At 65.0% G+C, this 16,252-nt stretch carries 16 protein-coding genes and 1 pseudogene; 9 read left to right on the forward strand and 8 right to left on the reverse strand.

What is annotated here, in order from left to right:
- Nucleotides 1-7: 7 nt before the first annotated feature.
- Together ABIB45_RS10510 and ABIB45_RS10515 are read right to left on the reverse strand one after the other, a co-directional pair.
- The gene (locus tag ABIB45_RS10510) at nt 8-757 is read right to left on the reverse strand and encodes a LamB/YcsF family protein (protein WP_354215805.1); all 750 of its coding nucleotides are present in this window, start codon (nt 755-757) and stop codon (nt 8-10) included.
- Complete coding sequence (locus ABIB45_RS10515; RefSeq protein WP_354215806.1) at nt 747-1,550, reverse strand: hypothetical protein; 804 nt, start codon at nt 1,548-1,550, stop codon at nt 747-749. The genes ABIB45_RS10510 and ABIB45_RS10515 overlap by 11 nt, the downstream gene beginning before the upstream one ends.
- A 111-nt stretch (nt 1,551-1,661) precedes the next feature.
- Between ABIB45_RS10515 and ABIB45_RS22575 the strand changes: the two are divergent.
- Together ABIB45_RS22575 and ABIB45_RS22580 are read left to right on the forward strand one after the other, a co-directional pair.
- Nucleotides 1,662-1,898, forward strand: a pseudogene (locus ABIB45_RS22575) (MFS transporter); the annotation flags it as partial.
- Nucleotides 1,899-1,939: 41 nt separating this feature from the next.
- Nucleotides 1,940-2,149: a hypothetical protein gene (locus ABIB45_RS22580; protein WP_502909139.1), complete on the forward strand. Its 210-nt coding sequence runs from the start codon at nt 1,940-1,942 to the stop codon at nt 2,147-2,149.
- Between the two features lie 57 nt (nt 2,150-2,206).
- Here the strand turns inward: ABIB45_RS22580 and ABIB45_RS10525 are convergent, their stop codons facing one another.
- The gene (locus ABIB45_RS10525) at nt 2,207-2,824 is read right to left on the reverse strand and encodes an alpha/beta hydrolase (RefSeq protein ID WP_354215807.1); all 618 of its coding nucleotides are present in this window, start codon (nt 2,822-2,824) and stop codon (nt 2,207-2,209) included.
- A 157-nt stretch (nt 2,825-2,981) separates the two neighbouring features.
- On the opposite strand from ABIB45_RS10525, the gene ABIB45_RS10530 reads away from it, so the two are divergent.
- From ABIB45_RS10530 to ABIB45_RS10550, 5 genes are all read left to right on the forward strand, one after another.
- A complete protein-coding gene (locus ABIB45_RS10530) occupies nt 2,982-3,239 on the forward strand; it encodes a DUF6458 family protein (RefSeq protein ID WP_354215808.1) in 258 nt (85 codons plus the stop codon).
- 359 nt (nt 3,240-3,598) lie between these two features.
- Nucleotides 3,599-4,495: a DeoR/GlpR family DNA-binding transcription regulator gene (locus tag ABIB45_RS10535; protein WP_354215809.1), complete on the forward strand. Its 897-nt coding sequence runs from the start codon at nt 3,599-3,601 to the stop codon at nt 4,493-4,495.
- Nucleotides 4,492-5,514 (forward strand): 1-phosphofructokinase family hexose kinase, encoded by a 1,023-nt coding sequence (locus tag ABIB45_RS10540; protein WP_354215810.1) that lies wholly within the window; start codon nt 4,492-4,494, stop codon nt 5,512-5,514. Before ABIB45_RS10535 ends, ABIB45_RS10540 begins: the two co-directional genes overlap by 4 nt.
- Before the next feature lie 2 nt (nt 5,515-5,516).
- A complete protein-coding gene (locus ABIB45_RS10545) occupies nt 5,517-7,634 on the forward strand; it encodes a PTS fructose transporter subunit IIABC (RefSeq protein WP_354215811.1) in 2,118 nt (705 codons plus the stop codon).
- A 66-nt stretch (nt 7,635-7,700) separates the two neighbouring features.
- Nucleotides 7,701-7,979 carry an HPr family phosphocarrier protein gene (locus ABIB45_RS10550; protein WP_354215812.1) on the forward strand — a complete coding sequence of 93 codons (279 nt, stop codon included), beginning with the start codon at nt 7,701-7,703 and terminating at the stop codon, nt 7,977-7,979.
- 156 nt (nt 7,980-8,135) lie between these two features.
- On the opposite strand, the gene ABIB45_RS10555 is transcribed toward ABIB45_RS10550, so the two are convergent.
- The 3 genes from ABIB45_RS10555 to ku all read right to left on the reverse strand — a co-directional run bounded on the left by ABIB45_RS10555 (nt 8,136) and on the right by ku (nt 10,839).
- A complete protein-coding gene (locus ABIB45_RS10555) occupies nt 8,136-8,564 on the reverse strand; it encodes an SRPBCC domain-containing protein (protein WP_354215813.1) in 429 nt (142 codons plus the stop codon).
- Nucleotides 8,564-9,409 carry a class I SAM-dependent methyltransferase gene (locus tag ABIB45_RS10560; RefSeq protein WP_354215814.1) on the reverse strand — a complete coding sequence of 282 codons (846 nt, stop codon included), beginning with the start codon at nt 9,407-9,409 and terminating at the stop codon, nt 8,564-8,566. Before ABIB45_RS10560 ends, ABIB45_RS10555 begins: the two co-directional genes overlap by 1 nt.
- 356 nt (nt 9,410-9,765) lie before the next feature.
- On the reverse strand, nt 9,766-10,839 hold the full coding sequence (ku, locus tag ABIB45_RS10565) for a non-homologous end joining protein Ku (protein ID WP_354215815.1): 1,074 nt from the start codon (nt 10,837-10,839) through the stop codon (nt 9,766-9,768).
- A gap of 40 nt (nt 10,840-10,879) precedes the next feature.
- Here ku and ABIB45_RS10570 point away from each other — a divergent pair, with 40 nt between their 5' ends.
- Nucleotides 10,880-13,405 (forward strand): ATP-dependent DNA ligase, encoded by a 2,526-nt coding sequence (locus ABIB45_RS10570; RefSeq protein WP_354215816.1) that lies wholly within the window; start codon nt 10,880-10,882, stop codon nt 13,403-13,405.
- Nucleotides 13,406-13,571: 166 nt separating this feature from the next.
- Here ABIB45_RS10570 and ABIB45_RS10575 read toward each other — a convergent pair whose 3' ends face one another.
- Nucleotides 13,572-13,832, reverse strand: coding sequence for a hypothetical protein (locus tag ABIB45_RS10575; protein ID WP_354215817.1), 261 nt, complete (start codon nt 13,830-13,832; stop codon nt 13,572-13,574).
- A 108-nt stretch (nt 13,833-13,940) separates the two neighbouring features.
- Nucleotides 13,941-14,153: a hypothetical protein gene (locus ABIB45_RS10580; RefSeq protein ID WP_354215818.1), complete on the reverse strand. Its 213-nt coding sequence runs from the start codon at nt 14,151-14,153 to the stop codon at nt 13,941-13,943.
- 478 nt (nt 14,154-14,631) lie between these two features.
- Here ABIB45_RS10580 and ABIB45_RS10585 point away from each other — a divergent pair, with 478 nt between their 5' ends.
- Nucleotides 14,632-16,242, forward strand: a complete 1,611-nt coding sequence (locus ABIB45_RS10585) for an MFS transporter (protein WP_354215819.1) — start codon at nt 14,632-14,634, stop codon at nt 16,240-16,242.
- Nucleotides 16,243-16,252 lie beyond the last annotated feature (10 nt).

The following is a 16,252-nucleotide window of genomic DNA, read 5'->3' on the forward strand; positions in this document are numbered from 1 at the left end:
GGCTGGACTAGGCGAAGGACTCCAGCTCCACGCCGGCTGCTTCGAGCCCAGCCCGCACGGCCGCTGCCATCTCCACGGCTCCGGGGGTGTCGCCGTGAATGCACAGAGAATCCGGCCGGACCTGAACCAGGGTTCCGTCCACGGCCACCACCTCGCCCTTCGTCGCCAGGCGCACGGCGCGCTCCACGATCGAATCGACGTCGTGAAGAACCGAGCCGTCCTGCGAGCGCGGCACCAGGGTGCCGTCGGCTTGGTAGGCGCGGTCCACAAAGGCCTCCACAAACACGGGGTGCCCTGCTTCCTTGGCTTGGATCAGCAGCTGCGAGTCCGGCAGGCCAAGAATCGGCAGGCCCGGGTCGTAGGCCTGGATGGCGGCAACCACCGCGGAAGCCTGCTCGGCGTCGTGTACCAGGCGGTTGTAGAGGGCGCCGTGCGGCTTGACGTAGTCCACCGAGGCACCCACAGCGTGCGCCACGCCGTCGAGCGCTCCGAGCTGGTAGAGGACGTCGCCGAAAAGCTCGTCGAAGGACATGTCCAAGGACCGGCGGCCAAAGCCGGCCAAATCCCGGTACCCCACGTGGGCGCCCACGGTCACATCAAGCTCGAACGCGGCACGGCAGCTGTCCAGCATGGTGATGGGATCCCCCGCGTGAAAGCCGCAGGCCACATTGGCGCTGGTCACAAGCGGGAACATCGCGGCGTCATCGCCCATGTTCCACGAGCCGAACGATTCGCCGAGGTCAGCGTTAAGATCCAAGGTTTTTGCCCTCCAGGGTGTTGTTGTCCGGGCCCGTTGCGGCGGCTTTGAGCTCCCCAGGAATCGTATCCGGCATCGAGCCGAAAGCCTCCTTGGCATTCGCTACCACGGCCCGGCCCATTATGAGGTTGCCCGCGCCGCCCACCACGGCGCCGATGCCGAAAGGCAGGGCCCGGCCAAAGAACGCAGTGCCTTGGCGCTTGAGCAGGTTCTTGAGAAAGGCTTTCTGGATTTTGCTCCGGATGGCGCCAAAACCCGTGGGCATGGACTTGGACAGCGCGTTTCCCCATGCCTGCGTGGCGCTGGCACCTTTGCCCATAGCCTGGCCGCTCAGCGTTCCGAGGAGGGCAGTCCCCTCTTCGCCCAGCATGATGGCCATGACCATGGTGCTGGCCTTTTCCGGGTTGGTCAGGCGGATTCCGTGGAGTTCCGCCAGGGAGGTCGCGTAGAGCGCCGTGGCCTCCAGGAAGCCTACGGTGGCCGCTGCGGAAAGCCCCAGCGAGGCAACGGTTCCGACGCCGGGCACAACGGCAGTTGCCCCCACCAGCGCGCCGCCGCCGGTCACAGCCCGCAGGTAGTCCCGCTCCAGAATTTCCGCGAGCCTGGCCGCGCTGGCCCGGGGATGTTTGCGTTGCAGCCGCCGGACATAGGCGAGGACCAGCGGCCGCTGGATTTCGACCGCCTTCAGGAGCATGTTGTGGACGCCCGGTTTGGGCTTGCCCTCGGCGTCGAACACCGCGTTGTGGGCGGTTTCCTGAGCGATTCGTACTGCGGGATTGCTGCGCTTGGCCATGGTCACCTTTGCTTCAGTAGTACGTATGTCCGCCGGCAGTTCTGGCTCCGGCCCTGCCTTAACAGTAAGGGGGCTTAACACTATGCACCCCTTCCTGTTCCCGCGAACCAGCAGGTGATCCACCTGGGCGGCGGCCCGCTGGAACTGTCCGTGTTAGCTACTGCAGGCAGCATCGGCCTGGTGGCCTTCCTCCCGGCCGGCGGGCTCGCTGTGGCGGGTTGGCTGCAGTTGTGGCGTCTGGCCGGGGCCAGCTTTGTCCTGGGCGCGGGCGCGGCGTACTTCTTTCCTGCTTACTCCGCGATCCTGCCGCGGATCCTTCCACCCGAGTACCTGCTGGCCGCCAACGGCCCGCCCACCTGCTGGGCCGGTTCTCCAGCCTGGACTTCGTTGTGTCCGTCGCACTGGTGCCGTTGTCGATGGCGCTGGCCGGACCTGCCGCAGAGGGCCTCCCCATCTCGGCCATCTTCCTGTTCGCCGGCGGTGTCTGCCCCGTCCTGGCGGTGACCGCCATGATCGCCGCCCGGATGCCCCGGGACGAACTGCCCTACCCCCTGGATCCCTCCCGCCCCGCGGAACCCGCGACGGCGGCGGGAGACTAACGCCGCTGCCAGACGCGTCAGCCGATGGCGTGCACGATCGTTCAGCCGCTCAGCCGCTCAGCCGAGGACGTAGTGGCGCAGGAACGCGCTGACGTCCACCATCTCGGTCTTGCTCATCGCGTGGCCCATACCTGGATATGTCCGGGCGGTCAGCTGGGTATTCCCGTTCAGCCACTGCCCGGTGTACGCCGTGGCGTCATCGTTGATCACCAGGTCTGCCTTGTCCCGCCCCCAGAAGAACGGCGGCGGGGACTCGAAGGAATCGGTGAGCGCCAGGAGTTCGTTGTCCAGCACGAACCCGGACAGCCCCACCGTTGCCTCGTACTCCGCGGGGTGCAGGCGCACGAGTGTGCTGGCCATGGCCATGCCCTGCGAGTAGCCCATCAGGCTCACGCTGCTGTGCTGGCCTTTTACGGAACCGATCCACGTATGGACGGCGTTGGTGGCGCTGATGACATCGGCGAAATCGTTGGCCAGGAAATAGTCGAGCAGGAACCAGCCGTAGTGATCGCCGATCACCATAGGGGCCCGCAATGCTGCGCAGGTGAACTCGGCAGGCAGGTAGTCAAACAGCCGCACCATCCGGGACTCATCCGTACCATAGCCGTGCATCAGGACCAGCAGCGGCGTACCGCCCCGCTCCGCTTCGGGCTTGGACCAAACAACTGTCTCCATCGAACCAGCCTAGCCAGTGCGTGCCGTTGAACAGGCAAGACACTGCCAAGGCGCGGCCCACCCCATGATTGAATCGCGCCCCGCCGGGCTGTAGCGTAACAGGACAGCATGCTTATCAGTTCGGCACTACACGTTCTCGAACCACAAGGAGCAAGTCATGAGAATCGGTTCCTCCATCTTCCTTATTGCACTCGGCGCCATCCTGGCATGGGCCGTCGCCCCGGGATTGATCCCCTATGTAGATCAGGTTCTGATCGGCTACATTCTGATGGCCGTTGGTGTCATCGGACTGATCGCTTCCCTCATACTGGCCTCGCCGGGCCGCAGCCGCCGCGTCAGCGAAACCCGCTCGGTAGTTGATCCGAATACCGGCGAGCGCATCACCCGCAACGAAAGCCGCGACGGCGGAATCTAAGTCTCGACAGCGCCGCAGTAGGGAACCCGCAAAAGCCGGGCCGGACCACCACGGTCCGGTCCGGCTTTTCAGTCCCGGACGGCACCCACCCCCGCCACCCCGTCCCCAGTCCGGGAGTTTTTGTCCACTTATCGCGTCTTCCGGGTCGTTCAAATGGCAATAAGTGGACAAAAACTCCGGGGAGGCATCTGTGTTTTTGTGGCTTTTCGTTGACAAACCAACATGGATAAAGATAAAGTCAAGTAATTCAACATCATGTGATGCCAGTCACTGTACTTGCGAACGCTGTATTTCCGGACGCCGTACCTACTGGCACATCACAGTCCACGGGTTTCAGCACTTTACGCAACGGAGGGTACGTGTTCGCCGAAGAGCGCCAGCAGAAGATTGCCGAGCTTGTTGCCAGCAGCGGCCGGGTCAGCGTGACCGTGCTGGCCGAGCGCTTCCGCATCACCACCGAAACCGTCCGCCGCGATCTCGCCACCCTCGAAACCGCCGGCACCGTCCGCCGCGTCCACGGGGGCGCAGTGGCCGCCGACCGCTTCAGCACAACCGAGGAAAGCATCAACGAGCGGACCATCCAGCGGCCGGACCAGAAGCTGCGCATCGCGCAGGCCGCCCTGGCCCTGATCCCCCAGTCGAAGTCTGGAAGCATCCTGCTCGACGCTGGTTCCACCACCGAAGCCCTCGCCGACCTGCTTTCCCGGCGCGCCGCCGTCGCGCCCTTCGCCGCCGTCGCGCCCTTCGGAGCCGCGAGCCCTGATGCAGTGCCCTCCGGTGCGCCGAACGCAACTGCCGCGCACTCCCCTGCGTCGCACCCCAACTCAGGGACGTCGCCGGAACTCGTGGTCATCACCCACGCCGTCCCCATCGCCGCCAAGCTGGCCAGCGCGCCGGGGATTGCCCTCCAGATCCTCGGCGGCCGGGTGCGCGGCCTCACCCAGGCCGCAGTGGGGCAGGCAACCGTGGAGTCGGCGCAGCGGATGCGCCCGGACATCGCGTTCATCGGCACCAACGGCATCCACGCAAGTTTTGGCCTCAGTACTCCCGATCCTGAAGAAGCCGCAGTCAAGGCAGCCTTCGTCCACTCGGCGCGCCGGATCGTGGTGCTGGCCGACTCCTCCAAGCTGGACGCGGAAACCCTGGTCCAGTTCGCCTCCCTGAAAGATCTGGACACATTGATTACAGACAGCGAGCCCAGCCCGGAACTCACAGCCGCCCTGGCCGATGCCGGCGTTGACGTGGTGATCGCATGATCGTCACGTTTACGGCCAACCCCAGCCTGGACCGCACGGTGGCCCTCCCCGGCCCCCTGGAACGGGGCGAAGTCCAACGGGCCGTCTCCGTCAGCCAGCAATCCGGCGGTAAGGGCGTCAACGTCTCCCGGGCGCTGGTTGCCTCGGGCCTGCAGACCGTCGCGGTCCTTCCGGGCGGCGACAGTGATCCCGTCCTTGCCGGCCTGCACCACGACCGCGTCCCCTTCGCCGCGCTCCCGATCAACGAGCCGCTGCGCACCAACGTGGCCCTCACCGAACCGGGCGGCGTGACCACCAAGATCAACGAGCCCGGTCCGGTGCTCAGCGCGGATGAGCAGGAAGCCCTGATCAGCCTGCTCCTGGAACGGGCCCGCGGTGCCAGCTGGGTGGTCCTGGCAGGCTCCCTGCCTCCCGGCTTTCCGGCCGACTTCTACGCAACGGTGACTCACCGCCTGCGTTCAATGACCGACGGCGGCAATACTGCAGGTGCCCCGCTCATCGCCGTCGACTCTTCCGGCGCGCCCCTCGCAGCGGCCGTCTCCGGCAGCTCGCCGGATGGCACAACGCAGGACGGCTTGTCCGGGAAACCGGACCTCCTTAAACCCAACGCCGAGGAACTGGCGGAACTGGCTGCAGCAGCCGGCTTCACTACGGTGTCAACCGCAGCGGAACTTGAAGCGGATCCGGAGGCTGCCGCAGCGGCCGCCGCCGCCGTCGTGCGTTCCGGTGTGGGCGCTGTGCTGGCAACTCTCGGATCAAAGGGAGCTGTCCTGGTAACGGCCTACGGCGCTTGGCTGGCCACGCATCCGCCGGTCGCCGCGGTCAGTACGGTCGGCGCGGGCGATTCATCGCTGGCTGGCTATCTGCTCGCCCACGGCCAGGGCGCCGCCCCGGCCGATTGCCTCCGTCAGGCAGTGGCACACGGTGCCGCCGCCGCCTCACTGCCGGGTTCCACTGTCCCGGCAGTCCACCAAACCACCCCGAATGCCGTAACCATCACGGCCCTTCGAAAGGATTGACAGTGACTCAGCTCATCACCACCGAACTGGTCGAGCTCGACCAGAACCTGGGCACCTCGCCCGAGGCCGTGATCCGGCACCTGGCCAGCGTAGTAGCTGCCACCGGCCGCGCATCGGAAGTTGAAGGCCTCTTCGCCGACGCCTTCGCCCGCGAGCAGAAGACCGCCACCGGCATCCCCGGCGGCATCGCCATCCCGCACTGCCGCTCAGCCGCCGTCGTCGAACCGACGCTGGCCATGGCACGGCTCAACCCCAAGGTTGACTTCGGCGCCAAGGACGGCCCCGCGGACCTGATCTTTTTCATCGCGGCACCCGACGGCGCGGACCAGGAGCACCTCAAGCTCCTGTCCAAGCTGGCCCGGTCGCTGATCAAAAAGGACTTCACCGCGGCCCTGCGTGCGGCGGCCAGCCGTGCGGACATCGTGGCGCTCGTGGACGGCGCGCTGGCTGACAAGCCCGCCTCCCACGCCGCCGCTGTGCCTGCGGACGCGGTTTCGGCGGGCTCGGTTTCGACAGGCTCGGTTTCGGCGGGCTCAACCACCGGGGCCGTTTCCACCGGCCCGGGTTCGGCAGGCTCCGCCGGCGCCCCGTCAGGTCCAAGGCGCATTGTCGCCGTCACGGCCTGCCCCACCGGCATCGCCCACACCTACATGGCCGCCGATTCGCTGGTGGCCGCCGCCCAGGAAATGGGTGTGGACCTGCAGGTTGAAACCCAGGGCTCCTCCGGGGCCAAACCCCTGGACCCGGCAGTCATAGCCGCCGCAGAGGCCGTCATTTTCGCGGTGGATGTAGATGTGCGCGGCAAGGAGCGCTTTGCTGGCAAGCCCGTCATCAATGCCCCGGTCAAGCGCGGCATCGACGAGCCCGGCAAGATGGTGGAGGAAGCACTCGCAGCCGCCACGGATCCGCACGCCCGACGGGTGCCCCACTTCGGCGCCGAAGAGCGAGCCGAGCAGGAAGCCGCTGAAAAGGGCGAGCACATCGGCCAGAAACTGAAGCGCGCACTGCTCACCGGAGTCAGCTACATGATTCCGTTTGTGGCCGGCGGCGGTCTGCTGATCGCTCTGGGCTTCCTGATGGGCGGCTACCTCATCACCAAGTACGCGGACACCATCGTGGTGCAAAACAGCCTCTTCAACCTGCCCACCGAGTTTCCGGAGAACGCGTGGGGCCCCCTCGGCGCCTACCTTGGAGCGGTCCTGTTCAAGATCGGCGGGCTGTCGCTGGGCTTCCTGGTCCCCGCGCTTGCCGGTTATATTGCCTACGCCGTCGCGGACCGACCGGGCATCGCACCGGGCTTCGTTGCCGGCGCCGTGGCGGGCTTTATGGGCGCAGGCTTCCTTGGCGGCATCGTCGGTGGTCTTCTCGCCGGTTACATCGCGCACGTCATCGGCCAGCTTCAAGTGGCCCGCTGGCTGCGCGGCCTGATGCCGGTAGTGATCATCCCGCTGGTGGCTTCCATCGTGGCCTCAGGCCTGATGTTCCTGATCCTGGGGGCGCCCATCGTGGCTATCACGGTTGGCCTGAACGCTTTCCTGTCCGGCCTGACCGGCGCCAGCGCAATTGCCCTCGGCGTCATTCTTGGCCTCATGATGTGCTTCGACCTCGGCGGTCCGGTCAACAAGGTCGCCTACGCTTTCGCTGTAGCCGGTCTGGGCGCCGCGTCGCTGGACAACCAGGCACCGTGGCAGATCATGGCAGCGGTCATGGCCTCGGGCATGGTTCCGCCGCTGGCCATGGCCCTCGCGTCCACGGTCCTCGACAAGAAGCGATTCAGCCTGGCCGAGCGCGAGAATGGCAAGGCAGCCTGGCTGCTGGGCGCATCCTTCATCTCCGAAGGTGCCATCCCATTTGCCGCTGCGGACCCGCTCCGCGTTATCCCGGCCAGCATGCTGGGCGGCGCGGTGACCGGTGCCATCTCCATGGCTGCAGGTGTAGGTTCGAAAGCCCCCCACGGCGGCCTGTTCGTCTTCTTCGCCATCGACAACTTCCTGATGTTCGTTTTCGCAATCCTCGTTGGAACGGTCGTTACTGCGCTGGCAGTCATCGCCCTTAAACGCTGGGCTGTCCGCCAGCCTGAGAGCGCTGCCAGCGTAGAAACCGTTCCCGCAACTGTCTGACCCCGCCTGACCCACCACCGATTCACGGCGCTGAACCAACAGGTGCCGCTAGAAAAAGGAGCAACAATGTCAGAACGCACCGCAACCGTCGCCAGCCGCGTAGGCCTCCATGCCCGCCCCGCCGCCATCTTTGCTGAGGCCGCCGGCGAGTTCGACCTGGACATCACTATCGCCCGCGAGGGTGAGCCGGTGGACGAGGCCATGGACGCCGCCAGCATCCTGTCGCTCATGAGCCTAGGCGCATCCCACGGCGACGTTGTGGTGCTTCGCGCCGCAGGCACCGGCGCGGACGACGCCCTCGAGCGTTTGGTCCAGATCCTGGAAACGGATCACGACGCCGAGTAGCACATTCACGCCGGCGCCCACCGCCGTGCCTCTCCCCGGCATTAGGGAAGGTACGACGGCGGCCGCTGGCTTTTAAGCGGTCCGCACCCAACTAACTGGCAGTTAACGTCGTCATTCGGTAGTTTCACGACGTTAACTGCCAGTTAGTTGGGCAGGTCAGCGCTCGGCGATCTTCTTGACGTCCGCCACGAGCATGTCCCACATCCTCTGGGAGTGCTCAGCGGCCTCTTCGGTGGCGTTGTTGTCCTGCGCAAGGGTGAGTTTGGTTTCGCCGCCCTGGTCCTCCAGGGACCACGTGAGCGTGTGATAGTTGTCCGGCTTGTCCTCTTCGCCGCCGAGCGGGCTGAAATGAGTGTGGACCAGCTTTCGGCCGGCTTCGACTTCGAGGATTTTCCCTTTGTCCTCGTATGGTTTGCCTTCCCACTCGCCGCGCCAGACGATGGGCCCGCCCACAGCCCAGTCCGTGACCAGGTCTGCGCCGAACATAAATACCTTTACGGCAGCCGGATCGGTGATGACGTCCCAGACGCGGCCGGCCGGTGCGGCAATGGTGGTAGCGGACGTTGCCACAAAGTTCCCTGGCACTACTTTGCCTCCTTGGCGGTAAACAGCAGATATTCCCATTCCATCTGCCACGCAGCATCACCATGCGCGTCGCCGCAGGAGCCGGCCAGTTCGGTGAGCGCCGTGTCCAGCGCTTTGGCTTTGTCCCCATTGTCACCAATGAATTTGTAGACGGAGATGGTGGGGCCGTAGTGGGACTTGAAGTACCGCAGGAAGTCCTCAGGATGGTGGAAGCTGTGGATGGCCAGCATGCGCTTTTCCGTGTGGATCTCAGTGATCCGGTCACCGAACAGTTCGCGCACATGGTCTTCGCTGCCCCACAGCGGCGGTGGCTGGGCCCCGGGCGGGAGCGGCGGTGCGAACGGTTTCATGGCGGCAAACATCTTTCCCATGAACCCCTCGGGCGTCCAGTTCAGCAGGCCGATGGTGCCGCCGGGTTTGCAGACGCGCACGATTTCGTCCGCGCCCGCTTGGTGGCGGGGTGCGAACATCACGCCCAGGCAGGACGTCACCACGTCAAATCGGTCGTCTTCGAACGGCAGCGACTCGGCGTCGCCTTCCATCCATTCCAGTTCAACGTTTCGGTCGGCAGCCTCGCGACGGCCGGCGTCGAACATCTCGGGGGTAAGATCGCTGGCTGTCACCTCGGCGCCCATCATCGCTGCGGGGATGGCCGCGTTCCCGGCACCCGCGGCGACGTCCAGGACACGCTGCTTCGGCTTGATTCCGCAGGCCTCCACCAAGATGGCGCCAAGGTCCTGGACCAGTTCGCTGGCCAGGGCCGGGTAGTCCCCCGAGGCCCACATGGCCCGGTGCTTCTGTTTCAGTGCCCGGTCTGCCCCGTCCGCGTCCGCTTTGTCGTTCATGTCCGGCGCACCTCTCCTCTTAAGGTTTTGAGTGACAGCGCGCTGTTGGCACAGTGGAGGCCGTGATGCGCCCATTCTGGCGGCAGCAAATCGTGAAAGCAAGCAATCTTAGGGGTTCCTTGTTTTTACACAGCCCCGGAATTAGCGTGGAAGCTTGACCTGTGAAGACGGAGCCTTTGCATCCCGGATTTCGACAAACTCCAACCGGGGATTGAAACTGTCGAAATCCCGGGCCCCTGTTGAAGGAGGATGACATGGCAGGCAACTCAGCCAAAAAGAAGAGCCACCTCATCTCCGCCTTGCGGAACTCCTAGGCGGCGGCCATCACCGGAACTGCAGAGCGCCCGCGGACCGCCTCACGCCCCCTTGCGCGCCCTGGTGGCAGGCGCCTTCGCCGCGGGCTTCGCAGCAGTGGACTTCGCGGCCGTCGAATTAGCCGCCGCCGATTTGGCTGCAGCAGTTTTGGTCGCGGCGCTCTTGGCAGGAGTCGTGGAACGGGCTGCAGTGTTGGTCCCGGCGGACCTGGCTGCAGCTTTGGCGGGAGCCTTCCCAGCCGAACCCTTGGCACTTTTTGGAGTGTCGGCGTCGTCCGCTTCGGCATCCGAGTCGGCGTCGTCCGAATCCCCGGCAGCCGCGGCAGCACCGCCGCGCTTCCGGTCCAAGCTGCGCTTCAGCGCCTCCATCAGGTCGATGACCTCGCCCTTGCCGCCTTCGCCCGCTTCCGCGCCGAACGTTTCATCGGTGTCCAACGAATCGCCCTTCTCGAGCTTGGCTTCGATGAGCTTCCGGAGCTGCACCTGGTATTCGTCGGTGAAGTGCGCGGGTTCGAAGTCTGCGGCCATGGACTCGACGAGGGCTGCGGACATTTCGCGTTCCTGCGCGGAGATCCGGACGGAGTCCTCCAGTGCGGGGAAACTGGCCTCCCGGACCTCGTCGGGCCAGAGCAGGGACTGCAGCACCAGCACATCATCCTTGATGCGCAGCGCCCCCAGCCGGGTCTTCTCGCGCAGGGCGAACTGAACGATGGCTACGCGGTCCGTGTCCTCCAGCGCCCGGCGGAGCAGAACGTAGGCCTTGGGCGACTTGGAATCCGGTTCCAGGTAATAACTCTTCTCGAACATCATGGGTTCCAGCTGGTCGGAGGGCACAAACTGGACCACCTCGATCTCATGGCTGCTCTCCGCTGGGATGGATTTGAGCTCATCCTTGGACAGCACCACAGTGCGGCCGTCGTCCTCGAAGGCCTTCTCGATGTCCGAATAATCGATGACCTTGGTGCAGACCTCGCAGCGGCGCTGGTAGCGGATCCGGCCGCCATCGGCGTTGTGAACCTGGTGGAGACTGATGTCGTGGTCCTCGGTGGCACTGTAGACCTTCACGGGCACGTTGACCAGGCCAAACGCGATGGCACCTTTCCAGATGGCTCTCATCTCTCAAGTGAACATCACCGCAGGCCAGAGGTGAAGACCCATGGCCGGCACTAAGGAACGCGTCAGGGTGGCCGGGCGGGAACTGACGCTCACCAACCTGGACAAAATCATCTATCCGGAGACCGCAACCACCAAGGCAGACGTCCTGGCTTACTACGCCGCTGTGGCGCACGTACTCATCCCCGCAGCAACAAACCGCCCCGCCACGAGAAAGCGCTGGGTCAACGGCGTGGGCACAGCCGACAAGCCCGGCGAGGTGTTTTTCCAAAAGAACCTGGAGGATTCCGCGCCCGGCTGGCTCCCTCGCGCCGCCATCAGCCACAAAGAGCGGACCATTTTTTATCCGCTCGTCAACGATCCCGCCACGTTGGCCTGGTTTGGCCAGATCAACTCGCTGGAAATCCATGTGCCGCAATGGCAGGTGGACTCGCACGGCAACCAGCTGAATCCGGACCGCCTGGTGCTGGACCTGGACCCCGGCGACGGCGCAGGCCTGGCCGAATGCGTGGAAGTGGCGCTCCTGGCCCGCGCCATCCTGCAGGACGTGGGCCTGGATCCCGTCCCCGTGACCAGCGGCAGCAAGGGCATCCACCTCTACGCCGGCCTTGATGGAACCCAGACCTCGGACCAGATCTCCGCCTTCGCCCACGAACTGGCCCGCGCCCTCGAGGCCGACCACCCGGACCTCGCGGTCAGCGACATGAAGAAGACCCTGCGCAAAGGCAAGGTCCTGGTGGACTGGAGCCAGAACAGCGCGGCCAAAACCACCATCGTCCCCTATTCCCTCCGCGGCAGGCCGAAACCCATGGTGGCCGCACCGCGGACCTGGCCGGAGCTCAGCTCCCCCAGCCTCCAGCAGCTCGACTACAAAGCCGTGATGCGCAGAGTGCAGGAAGGCAAAGACCCGTTCGCCGCCGTCGCGCGCGTTGCAGGGCATCCGGGGAACCTCGAAGAAATTACCCACGACGACGGCGGCCCGCATCCGCGCCTGGCGCGGTACCGTTCGATGCGTGACCCTGAGTCGACGCCCGAGCCCTTCGCCGGCACCTCCAGCGGCGGGAACACCTTTGTCATCCAGGAGCACCACGCCAGCAGGCTGCACTTCGATTTCCGGCTGGAACACGAGGGTGTGCTGGTGTCGTGGGCCCTGCCCAAAGGTGTCCCGGAATCCGGCGGGAAGAACCACCTGGCGGTGCAGACCGAGGACCACCCGCTGGACTACGCCACCTTCGAAGGCATTATTCCTCAAGGCCAGTACGGCGCCGGCGAGGTCACCATCTGGGATCACGGCACGTATGAACTGGACAAGTGGATCAATGGGCGGGAGGTCATAGCGACGCTGACCGGCTCGGAGGGCGGGGGCCTGGGTGGGACCAAGAAGTACGCACTGATCCATACCGGCCGGGGCCAGGGCAAGGACGCGGAAGGGCAATGGCTCATCCACCTGATGGACAAGGACCACCACACCAGCCACTCCCGGCGCGCTGGGGATGAGGTTGGCCTGGACGACTTGGCCGCCGCGGATAGGTCTAGTACTGAGGAGCCTGCACAGGGTGATTCAGCGGAGCGTGATCGCGCGGCTCCGGCACAGACCTCCGGGCCCCTCCGCGCCGAGGATTTCGGCCCCATGATGGCAACGTCCGGAACTCCCGCCGACCTGCAAGGCAGCGACTGGAAGTTCGAACTGAAGTGGGACGGCGTCCGGGCGCTGATGGTGGCCGATGACAAGAAGGTCCGCATCCTCAGCCGGAACGGAAACGATGTCACCGCAACCTACCCGGAGCTGACGGCCCGGGCCTGCTGGCCGGACGGGCCGTTCGTCGCAGACGGTGAGATCATCGCCGTCGGGCCTTCCGGCAGGCCCGATTTCGGCGTGCTCCAGGGACGCATGAAGCTGACCAGGCCCGGCGACGTCGCGAAGGCGCGCGTCGCCATACCGGTCCGGCTGATGCTTTTTGACCTTTTGGCCGGAGGCGGCGAGGACCTTCGCCGGCTGACTTTCGCACAGCGGCGGCAGCGTCTTGAGGAGTTCTACCGGCCGTCGGACTGCCCGGTGGAGCTGTCGCCCGTCCTTGACGAGAGGATCGAGCACATCCTGGCGAGCGCGCAAGAGCTGGGGCTGGAGGGCGTTATGGCCAAACGGACCGACAGCCGCTATGTCAGCGGGCAGCGGACCCGGACCTGGATCAAGATCAAGCTGGAGCAGACCCAGGAGGTGGTGGTGGGTGGTTGGCGGCCCGGCAAGGGCGGGCGGCAGAGCTCGGTCGGTTCGCTGCTGGTAGGCATCCCCGACGGTACCAAACTTCGATATGTGGGCCGGGTGGGCAGCGGGTTCAGCACGCGCGAACTGCAGGAACTCCGGCAGAAAGTGGACGGCCTCGCCAGGAAGACGTCACCGTTCGACGACGTGCCCCGCGAGGATGCCTCGGACGCCCGCTGGGTTACGCCGCGGCTGGTCGGCGAAGTGACGTTCGGCGAGTGGACGGGCAGCGGGAAGCTTAGGCATCCGGTATGGCGGGGCTGGCGGCTGGACAAGAGCGCTGATGAAGTGGTGCCGGAGGCGTAGCGCGGCGCTGCGCCGGGTGCAGCCCAGCGCAGCGGCGGCGACGCGCAGGGTCCCTTGCGACGGAAAATACCTGGCGACCCCCGTTTTTGGGGATCGCCAGGTATGTACGTGTCGCGAGGTCAGACGCGTGTCGTGAGGTCAGGTCCGCATCGTGAGGTCCGCATCGCTAGGAGGAGTGCGGCATCTGCGGCCGGCCGGTGCGGTGCACGGCCGTGACAGCGGCTTCGTGGCCCATCCGGCCGTGGTCCGAACCCTCATCCTTGGGGTGCCGGCGCTTGCCGTTACCGTCCGGCCAGTGCTGTTCGCCTGCCATGGCCGTAGTCACGGCGATGGTGGCCGGCCCTGGCATGGACTGCGCATCCATGGCTGCGGCGAGGTGGTCCGCAACCTCCGGCTCGATCCTTGGTCCAGCATTTTGCTTAGCCATTGTTCTTCCTTCCGCCATGACTTCCGCCATGACTTCCGCCATGACTTCCGCCATGAAATGAAGCATTCATCAATAGAGGCGTCTGGAGTAGCGTTCCAGGCGCAGTAACTACCAGCGGACTTTCTTCTCGACCGGCCCCTGCTTGCCGCTGGCATGCGTGGGCTTGTGGTTTTTGCCGACGCTCTGCAAACCGGAGTCACCGCCCCGCGACTTGCTGGCGAGCATCGCCCGCTGTGCTTCGGTCAGCCCGGCTCTGATGCCCTTGGCGTCGGAGCCGTCGGGTGAACTGTCGGGCTGGTCGGAGGTGTTATTTTCAGTCATTGGGTGGAACCTTTCTGAGGAGTATCAGCGTGTCTGACGAGATCAGCGAGGACGGGGCCGGTATGAACAGGCCGCGGGCGTCCGCCTACTCAAAAATCAGTGTTCCCATGGGACAACAATAGGCAGCATGCGCATTGGTTGTGAACCCCCATTTTCGGCCCCGCGACAGCATCGGGCAGGATGCGCCGCCCACCATGACGGCTGTCACATTTGACGCTGTAGGGGGGCCAAAAGCGGTCCGAAAACCGGCCGGAAGAAAAAGATTAGGTAACAATGGCCACATTGGGCCGGGATCCCAGTGCTGGCGCGGCGAAACGGGCTCAAGTCAAGACGGTGATGGCCACTCAAACCGCTCCGAAACACTTGATCCTACGGTATCAAACTCTGAATTGCATCAGATTTCGCGTAAAATTGAAGGCCTGCCCAGAGCGGGGCAGCTACAAGTCGCAAGCAAATGACCTCCATAGGAGTTGCCCAAATGCCCACAGACCGAAGCACGACCGACTCTTCCGCAGGCGTGAACAGCGCCAGCGGAACTAACAATGCAGTACCAGAGAATGCACTACCTGTGAGTCCAACAGGGGTGCGGAAACCGAAGATTCTCGCACGCCGCCGGCTCAAAGAGTCCGACGTGAACGTCGTGAACCAGCCCATGCTGAAAAAGGCACTCGGCGGAACAATCGTGGGTAACACCATGGAGTGGTACGACGTCGGTGTGTTCGGCTACCTGATCACCACCATGGGACCCGTTTTCCTGCCGGAGTCGGATCCGACAACGCAGACGCTGTTCCTGCTGGGAACGTTCGCTGCCACCTTTATTGCCCGCCCATTGGGTGGCGTGATCTTCGGCTGGCTCGGAGACAAGATGGGCCGCCAGAAGATCCTGGCCACCACCCTCATGATCATGGCTGCCAGCACCTTCGCCGTCGGCCTGCTGCCGGGCTACGCGCAGATCGGCCTGTGGGCGGCGGCACTCCTGGTGCTCCTGAAGGTCGTCCAGGGGTTCTCCACCGGCGGCGAGTATGCAGGCGCCACCACATTCGTCAGCGAATACGCCCCTGACAAGCGCCGGGGTTACTTCGCCAGCTTCCTGGACCTGGGCAGCTACCTGGGCTTCGCCATCGGCGCTGCCCTGGTGTCCGTCCTGCAACTGACCCTTGGCCAGACCGCCATGGAGGAATGGGGCTGGCGCATTCCGTTCCTCATTGCCGGGCCCCTCGGCCTGATCGCGGTCTACTTCCGAAGCAAAATCGAGGAATCCCCGCAATTCCAGGCGACTTTGGACGCCCAGGAGGACCTTGCCAGGAACGCTGCCTCCACCGACGAGGCGGCAGTCAAGGGGCCGGTTGGAATCGTCAAGGCCTACTGGCGCTCGATTATCGTGGCAATGGTGCTGGTTGCCGCGGCCAATACGGCCGGCTACGCCCTAACCTCCTACATGCCCACATACCTGACGGAGGCCAAGGGCTACGACGAGGTCCACGGCACGCTCCTGACCATCCCTGTGCTGGTCATCATGAGCCTTTGTATCCCGTTGACGGGCAAGCTGTCCGACCGGATCGGTCGCCGGCCGGTGTTGTGGATCGGCGCGCTGAGCACCGTGGTCCTGGCAATCCCGGCCTTTATGCTGATCGGCGTGGGCGAGATCTGGACCACCCTGTTGGGCCTTGCCCTGATCGCCTTCCCCGTGACCTTCTATGTGGCCAACCTTGCCTCGGCGCTGCCGGCCCAGTTCCCCACGTCCAGCCGTTACGGGGCGATGGGCATCGCCTACAACTTCGCGGTTGCCATCTTCGGCGGCACCACCCCGTTCATCGTGGCTGCGCTGATCAACGCCACCGGCAATGACATGATGCCGGCGTACTATCTGATGGCTACCTCAGCGGTCGGGGCTGTCGCCATCTACTTCCTGAAGGAATCCGCCCAGCGTCCGCTGCCGGGCTCGATGCCCAGTGTGGACACCCAGGCGGAGGCACGCGAACTCGTGGCCACCCAGGATGAAAACCCGCTGCTTGACCTGGACGAGCTGCCGTTCGAAACGCAGGACATCACGGATGCCTCTGCCGCCAAGGTCCCCACCGGAGTCTAAGCAACACCCG

This window comes from Arthrobacter sp. UYCo732 (assembly GCF_040547265.1).
GTDB lineage: Bacteria > Actinomycetota > Actinomycetes > Actinomycetales > Micrococcaceae > Arthrobacter.

Excerpts from the sequence above, each read along its gene's own strand:
- ABIB45_RS10515 (WP_354215806.1), bottom strand. The coding sequence starts at position 1,550 with ATGGCCAAGCGCAGCAATCCCGCAGTACGAATCGCTCAGGAAACCGCC.
- ABIB45_RS10525 (WP_354215807.1), bottom strand. The coding sequence starts at position 2,824 with ATGGAGACAGTTGTTTGGTCCAAGCCCGAAGCGGAGCGGGGCGGTACG.
- ABIB45_RS10530 (WP_354215808.1), top strand. The coding sequence starts at position 2,982 with ATGAGAATCGGTTCCTCCATCTTCCTTATTGCACTCGGCGCCATCCTG.
- ABIB45_RS10540 (WP_354215810.1), top strand. The coding sequence starts at position 4,492 with ATGATCGTCACGTTTACGGCCAACCCCAGCCTGGACCGCACGGTGGCC.
- ABIB45_RS10550 (WP_354215812.1), top strand. The coding sequence starts at position 7,701 with ATGTCAGAACGCACCGCAACCGTCGCCAGCCGCGTAGGCCTCCATGCC.
- ABIB45_RS10560 (WP_354215814.1), bottom strand. The coding sequence starts at position 9,409 with ATGAACGACAAAGCGGACGCGGACGGGGCAGACCGGGCACTGAAACAG.
- ku (WP_354215815.1), bottom strand. The coding sequence starts at position 10,839 with ATGAGAGCCATCTGGAAAGGTGCCATCGCGTTTGGCCTGGTCAACGTG.
- ABIB45_RS10570 (WP_354215816.1), top strand. The coding sequence starts at position 10,880 with ATGGCCGGCACTAAGGAACGCGTCAGGGTGGCCGGGCGGGAACTGACG.
- ABIB45_RS10575 (WP_354215817.1), bottom strand. The coding sequence starts at position 13,832 with ATGGCTAAGCAAAATGCTGGACCAAGGATCGAGCCGGAGGTTGCGGAC.
- ABIB45_RS10580 (WP_354215818.1), bottom strand. The coding sequence starts at position 14,153 with ATGACTGAAAATAACACCTCCGACCAGCCCGACAGTTCACCCGACGGC.
- ABIB45_RS10585 (WP_354215819.1), top strand. The coding sequence starts at position 14,632 with ATGCCCACAGACCGAAGCACGACCGACTCTTCCGCAGGCGTGAACAGC.